Raw genomic sequence first — 7,821 nt, forward strand, 5'->3', positions numbered from 1 at the left:
ATAACGACCGTACGATTTTTACATAGGAACAATAATGGTAATTTATGCCTATGTAGGCCAAATAAAGGTAAATATGGGAAAGGGGTATTTCAGATTCGTTTCAACTTGCTTAGGTTTGTAGCGTTTTCCTGTAGCAAGTACATGGCAAGGAAGGATTGTAAAAAGGGAGAGTAACTATTATCACTAACAAGACAGGGTTATTGGGGATGCATAGGCGGAAAGTAGTAATTCTACTCCTAGTTTGCCCGTTACAGTTTGTTCTTTTTTTTTGGTTGAACATGATTAGGGTCTTTGTTCGACCTACAGACAGGGACATAGTAATACAAAAGAAAGAGGGTGCCCTTTCGGACACCCTCTTCTGGGCTTAGTGCTGCTTGTTTAAAATCCTACAGCAGGATTATCGAAAAAAAATTGTTTTGTTGTTTACTTGTGTGTTACATTTCTAAAATAATGAACTCACTACGTCTATTTAACTGGTGCTCTTCTGCCGTACATGGTACGCCGTTGCTACATTTGTTTTGTAACTGACTCTCTCCATAACCACGACCTGTTAAACGACCTGGATCAATACCTTGCTCGATCATCCACTTAATAGTTGATTTCACACGGCGATCGGATAACTGCATATTGTATGCATCGTTTCCTCTACTATCCGTATGTGAACGTACATCAAGCTTCATGCTTGGGTACTCCTTCATTACTTCCACTACTTTCATCAACTCAATTGAGGCATCTCTGCGGATGTTTGATTTATCAAAATCAAAGTAAATCGGTTGTAATTGTAGCTTTTTGAATAGGTCATCGTTTATTTCTAGTGGTTTTTCAGTTTTCTCAAGTCCGATATTCACTGTTTTAACCCCTGGTTCGCGATTGATATTAAAAGCTACTTCTACGGTATTGTATAAAGCTTTTTCTGCCTTAATGCGGTATTTATTTCCACAATCCAATAGCGAAGTTACATAATATCCTTTACTATTTGTGTATAAAGTATCGGATTTTTGATATAAGGCATCAGAAATAACAACTAAAGCATCGGCTAATACTTCGTTTGTATCCTTATCATATACGATTCCTTCTATACTTTGTTTACAAGGTTTTTCTGCTAGGAAGTAGATATCATCAGCTCCTTTACCTTCTGCTCGGTTTGAACTAACGAATCCTTTTCCTTGTGCTGGGTCTAAATAAAATCCAAAATCATCTAGGCTGCTGTTGATTGGTGCTCCCATATTCACCACTGGTCCAAAACTGCCGTTGGGATATAGTTTAGCAACAAACACATCCATTCCTCCTAATCCTGGGTGACCGTCTGAAGAAAAATACAATTGATTATCTGATGAGATAAAAGGAAAACTTTCTCTTCCTTCTGTATTAATTGAATTTCCAAGGTTTTCAACTTCCCCATAGGTTCCATCTTCATAAAGGCCTACGCGAAATAAATCAGATTGTCCAAGTGTTCCCTTTCGATCGGAAACAAAGTACAACCATTTTCCATCAGGAGTTAAAGCAGGATGGGCTGTATTGAAATTATCCGAATTAAACGGTAATTCCTCTACTAGTCCCCACTTCCCATCCGATTGCTTTACTGCCTTGTATAATTTCAACAACGAGGTTTTATCTCTATTTTGTTTGCTTTTACCGCTTGCTTTGGAGTTGTTACGCGTAAAGTACATCGTATTTCCATCTTTGGTAAAAACGGCTGTTGCATCATTCACTTTAGAGTTGATTTCTTCTGCGAAAAGCACAGGTTCTTCAAATCCATTTTGACCTACAGTTGAGCTGTATAGACTTGTGAAACTTTCGTTTGTCCACGCGTGAATTTGATTGCCGTTTTGGTGATCAGTTGCGCGGGCAGAAGTAAACACAAATTTGTCGCCTATCATCGTTCCTCCGTAGTCTGAGTATTCCGTGTTCAAGTCTAACAACCTAATGTCATAGCGATCCGAATGATTTTCGATATGTGCTAAGTAATCGCGGTTTTTGTTGAACAAGGCTGTACGAGAATCTTCTTTTTCTAGGGCAGCAAACTGCTCTAATAGCTCTTGCGACTTGGCGTAGTTTTCTACTGCTTTTAGCGTTTGTGCATAGCGGTAGTAGTATTCAGAAGACAATTTAGAGGTGTCTTTATCGTCATATGTTCCTTCAAATAACTCGGCATACCACTTATTTGCTTCGACTAATTTTCCGTTGAAATAGTAAGCGTCGGCTAAGTTTTGTAAGATAGAGGTATTGACATATCCTTTATCTGCTATGCGTTCGTAAACTTTAATCGCATCGACATAAGCTAAGCGATCAAAGTTTTTATCTCCTGTTTTTTCTTTTTTTATCTGGCTGTATCCTGAAATGCTAAAGCTCAAAGCTGCACTCAAAATCCCCAGTTGTACGATCTGTTTTACCATAGTTGTATCTTTTAGAAGAACCTCGGCGCTGTTATACGCTTAAACCCGTTAAACAATGTGAAACGCATAAAGATCTCATGCGATCCTGAGTTGTAGTTTGCCAACTTGGTTGTTTCTGCATCGTAGCTATACCCCACAAAGATATTTTCCGATACTTGAAATCCAACTAAACCACTTACTGCTGCATCCCAACGGTATGCAATTCCCGCAGTAAACTTATCTACAAACATAAAGTTGGCTGATAGGTCCACTTGTAAAGGCGATCCTTGTTCGATTTTTACCATTGCTGCTGGTTTAAACTTGATGCTGCTATTCAAATCAAATACATAGCCCCCTGTTGCATATAGGTGTATTTTTTCGCGTAGCGTCTTCACATCATTGTCGTTATAGCGCGAACGAGTCAACAAGTTCGGAGCCGATAATCCAACATAAGCTTTATCCGAGTACAAGAATAATCCCGCTCCAATATTTGGGGTGAATTTATTCTTGATATCCTCTTCTGCTACGGGATCCGAAGGATTGTAAATATGCAATTTACTGTAATTCACATCCAATAAGTTAGCCGATCCTTTCAATCCAAAGGCCAACTTATAGTCGTAATTTAAATCAATGGCATAGGATAAATCAATCGACAACGTATTGTCATCCATCACCCCAAGGTGATCGTTTACGAAGTTTACGCCTAGTCCTAATCCTGAATCACCTAATGGGGTATTCATAGATATGGTAGCTGTTTTAGGAGCTCCCTCTAGTCCCACCCATTGGGTGCGGTACAAACCAAAGATGTTTAATCCTTCTCTACTCCCAGCATAGGCAGGGTTGATATTGGAATGATTATACATGTATTGGGTATATTGTGGATCTTGTTGTGCATAGGCTTGTGTCATGCTGAACAAGCCTATACCTCCAAGAACAATCGTCTGTATTGTGTTTCTAAATTTCATCTAGTTTTGATTTAATTAGACTCCAAATGTAAATTTGCAGCTTTCTTAATCATGCGACTACCGTTTTTGTCTGTGTATTCATACGTAACAACGTAGTAATAGGTTCCACTTGGTAGTTTTTTGCTCTTATCCACAGTTACGCGGCCTTCTGAATATCCTCTAAATACATTGCTACTTCCGTCTCCGTTTGTATCATATCCTTTAGTTTCGTATACTTTTACTCCCCAGCGGTTGTAAATCTCTACGGTATTGTTTGGATATTTTTTGATGTTATCAATGATAAAGTAATCGTTCTTACCATCGCCATCTGGCGTGACTAAGTTGTAGATCACGATATCTCCGTCCAAAATCCAATCTTTCTTCACCGTTGCTAGGGTAAAGAACCCATACCCTTTTACTTCAGATACGGTAGTGATTTCTTTTGAAGCCATATCGACAACACCACCTTCGTCCACCCACATTTGTTGGGTTGCATCCCAACGAACGATGTGTAATTCATTCTCTGGATCCACAAGCATAGCAGGTAAAGTTGTACGTTCATCCCAGCTCAAGGTCAATAAAATATCGCTCTTGGTATCTGCTCCTCGGTCTAACAACCAGTATTCACTCGTGTTAAGTTCTTTGATTACACCTGCTGTAGTTGGTCTTGCTTCGAAAAAGGCATCGTCTTTGGTGCGGTATTCTCCTACAAAGGCATCTTTTACCGTTTGAGGAGCAGTGATACGCGCATAGCGGTACATTTGCTGATCTCCTTTAGGGTATTGGAAGGATTCATTACCGATTTTCTCCACTTGACCTTCGGCATGGGAAGCATCATCAACGTTGGCAACTTTAGCACCTTGTTGGAAGCTCAACATCCCTAGGGGTGTTTTTTCCCCCTCCGCTAGTGTTGGATCTACAATGATAATTCCATCTAAGAAGTCCATCGTACCGTGAACGTCCATATTGTTTTTCAAATCAAAGGCCTTTTTAGGCGTAGGGTTATTCAACTCGACATAGTGAAATTCAGAAAGCGAACTTCCACTAATCAGTTGTGTACCTTGCTCATTTTCGTAACGCGTAAAAACAGCTTTTCCTGTTTTGCGATTCGTAGTGAAGCTATAAAATCCATCGTTGTTAAAATCGCGATAGTAATAGGCCGTACCGTCGTTTAAAACTTTAGCATCCTCTTGGTTATCAAAACTATACATCGTCGAAATAACGCCTCCTGTAGCAACGGACAACTGACCTTGATTGACAAAAGCTTCTTTTGAGGACTGTGCAAAGACAGTTCCACTGGCGCTTAACACGCTTAAAAGAAGTACACGGTTCATATATATTTTTTTCATAGTTTACAGTCTTACTTTTATAAGTCCTGTGTTAATCCAAAAGGACTAACACAGGTTTTACTATCTACCAGTTTCTATTTACTGACGTGGCGTATCTCTAACTACGAATACTACTGTCATAAATGCACCGTATTTTGCTTTTTTCTTGATTTTGTACGTCAATACTCCAGCATCACTCACAGCAACACCCTCAAATACAGCAGGATCATAATATGCTACATAGAAGTCTAACTGTTTAGCATCAAATGTAGGAATTGTTGCTTTTTCAGCACTATTGTTTTTAATTAAACCTGGTCTTGTTCCCTCGATCGGTGTATCAACAACAGGATTTGAACCTCCAAACATGGACACATACTCTTCGTATAAGTTTCTTGTTTGTACATCATTGTGTTTTTTAGATGTATCAAACATTACTGGTGGCATGTAGAATACTTTTGGCATTGCTGCTTTTACATCTACTGTATATTCGTTTGCCTCATTACCAGCGCCTTGTGTAACTACTACATTAGACGTTGCTCCTTTTACAACAGTTGATTTATCTTTAGCTGTCCAAACTGCTTTTGCTTGGTCTCCTGTTCCAACAGTAGTTAGAATTTGTCCTTCCGCACCAGCTTCTATTCGAGTAACAGCAAGATTACCTTTCATGTTTTCAATGTTGAATTCAGCTTCGTTTACTGTTAAGTTAACTGCTTTTAACAAAGAGCTAGTAGCATCTCCATCAACAGTTAATAAAGCATTAGCTGAAGTCAACGCCTCACCATCAACATTCGTTGCAGCTATTTTTTGATAAACCACAGATCCATCAGCTTGTACAACAGGAACTTTACCTTCATCAGCAGCTTCAGCTCCTAATTTATCTGCAGTAACAACTTTACTTCCTAAGTCAGCAGTAGCAATACTTCCATCTTGAATTTCTTTTGATGTGATCGATTCCCCTTTCACACGTAAGCTTGTTTCAACTAGTACAGCTTGAGTTCCTCCAGTTACTACTTCAATTGTTGCAGCAGTTCCGTCAGCAGCAGTTAAGTCTTTAGCATTTGACACCGCAGTTGCGTCTACGTTAGGTGTAGCAGCAATCCACTTACCTCCTTGGTATGTCAATACTTGACCTTCTGTTTTCTGTCCTTTAGTTTCAACTTCAGTACCTTGTAATGAAGTGATTTCATTTGAACCTGCACTTCCAGTTACATCTCCAGCTAAAGTTACATTAGTCAATGTTGATTGATCTACCCATGCTGTTTTGCCATCTGCTCCAGTAACTAAGATTTGGTTTACATTACCTGGTTTGATTTCTAATGTTACATTTTTCAACGTAGCATTTGCTCCATTTGATTCTCCACCAACAGTAATACTCGTTGAAGTAATTCCTTTTGTTGAAACTACGTTCTCTTCTGATAATTCAACTGATGCATCTTTTCCATTCACAGTACTTGTTAATTTATTACCTGTTAAAGTCAATGCATTCGATGTATTCTCATGGATTGTCGTATTAAGATTAATCTCTTGCTTACCTCCTTGTGAGTTTACATACGTCAAAATACTTGTTGTCGCATCATACGATAAACTTGTGTTGTTTAACGTAATCGTCTTGCTTTGTTTGTCAGAGCCTACATATGTCAACTCATTTTTATCTGCGTCATAGGTTACTCCACCACTATTTAAGGTAATAGTATGTGATTTACCTTCCTCGTCTTGGTATACTAAAGCATTAGTAGGAATATCATAGCTCAATACCGTTAAAGTTTCATTAGCTGATACCAATGCACTTAAATTGATTGTTTGAGATTCTCCTTTTGAATTCTTATACGTTAATGAATTCGTATTCTCATCGTATGTTAAACCTGTTTCGTTGAATGTGAAGTCTTTTGAAACACCTTTTGCATCTACATACGTTAATGTATTAGTCGCTGAATCATAAGATACAGATCCTGTTCCTAAGTTTAATGCAGTTTCAACTCCACTCTCATCTTTATACGTCAATTTGTTTTCAGCTATGTTGTAGCTCAATACCGTTAAAGTTTCATTAGCTGATACCAATGCACTTAAATTGATTGTTTGAGATTCTCCTTTTGAATTCTTATACGTTAATGAATTCGTATTCTCATCGTATGTTAAACCTGTTTCGTTGAATGTGAAGTCTTGTGAAACACCTTTTGCATCTACATATGTTAATGTATTAGTCGCTGAATCATAAGATACAGATCCTGTTCCTAAGTTTAATGCAGTTTCAACTCCACTTTCATCTTTATACGTCAATTTGTTTTCAGCTATGTTGTAGCTCAACACCGTTAAAGTTTCATTAGCTGATACCACTGAACTTAAATCAATCGTTTGTGTTCCTCCTTGTGAGTTTACATACGTCAAAATACTTGTTGTCGCATCATACGATAAACTTGTGTTGTTTAACGTAATCGTCTTGCTTTGTTTGTCAGAGCCTACATATGTCAACTCATTTTTATCTGCGTCATAGGTTACTCCACCACTGTTTAAGGTAATAGTATGTGATTTACCTTCTTCGTCTTGGTATACTAAAGCATTAGCATTAATATCATAGCTCAACACCGTTAAAGTTTCATTAGCATCAACAACATTTACAATGGCATCATAAATATCACCTTTGTTTGTAATGTTGTTTACTACGTCTGCTGTTAAAGCAATAGTTGTGATTGGGTTTCCTGCTGCATCTTTGAAGATGTATGAAGTATTTCCGTTTGCGTCAGCTACTTTTTCTACGTTTACTGTGTTGATATCAAATTCAACTACATCTCCATCAACTGTAGTGTGTTGGAACTTACCGTTTCCTAAGTCTACTAAGCTGTCAGTTTTTGATGTAATTACCTGGATGATCGCATCGTAAACATCACCTTTGTTTGTAATGTTATTTACTACGTCTTCTGTTAAAGCGATAGTTGTGATTGGGTTTCCTGCTGCATCTTTGAAGATGTATGAAGTATTTCCGTTTGCGTCAACTACTTTTTCTACGTTTACTGTGTTGATATCAAATTCAACTACATCTCCATCAACTGTAGTGTGTTGGAACTTACCGTTTCCTAAGTCTACTAAGCTGTCAGTTTTTGATGTAATTACCTGGATGATCGCATCGTAAACATCACCTTTGTTTGTAATGTTGTTTACTACGTCTTCTGTTAAAGC

The 7,821-nt window shown here is 38.1% G+C and carries 4 protein-coding genes; all 4 read right to left on the reverse strand.

The window, feature by feature from the left end:
- Nucleotides 1-434: 434 nt before the first annotated feature.
- Complete coding sequence (locus H4K35_RS05010; protein ID WP_182626288.1) at nucleotides 435-2,396, reverse strand: OmpA family protein; 1,962 nt, start codon at nucleotides 2,394-2,396, stop codon at nucleotides 435-437.
- Nucleotides 2,397-2,407: 11 nt separating this feature from the next.
- On the reverse strand, nucleotides 2,408-3,340 hold the full coding sequence (locus H4K35_RS05015; RefSeq protein ID WP_182626289.1) for a type IX secretion system membrane protein PorP/SprF: 933 nt from the start codon (nucleotides 3,338-3,340) through the stop codon (nucleotides 2,408-2,410).
- Nucleotides 3,341-3,351: 11 nt separating this feature from the next.
- Entirely contained in the window at nucleotides 3,352-4,668 is a 1,317-nt protein-coding gene (locus H4K35_RS05020; protein WP_182626290.1) for a gliding motility-associated C-terminal domain-containing protein, read from the reverse strand.
- A gap of 78 nt (nucleotides 4,669-4,746) precedes the next feature.
- The coding region (locus H4K35_RS05025) for a hypothetical protein (protein WP_182626291.1) at nucleotides 4,747-7,821 on the reverse strand (3,075 nt) is incomplete at its 5' end.

It is taken from the genome of Myroides sp. NP-2, from assembly GCF_014145665.1.
Lineage (GTDB): Bacteria > Bacteroidota > Bacteroidia > Flavobacteriales > Flavobacteriaceae > Flavobacterium.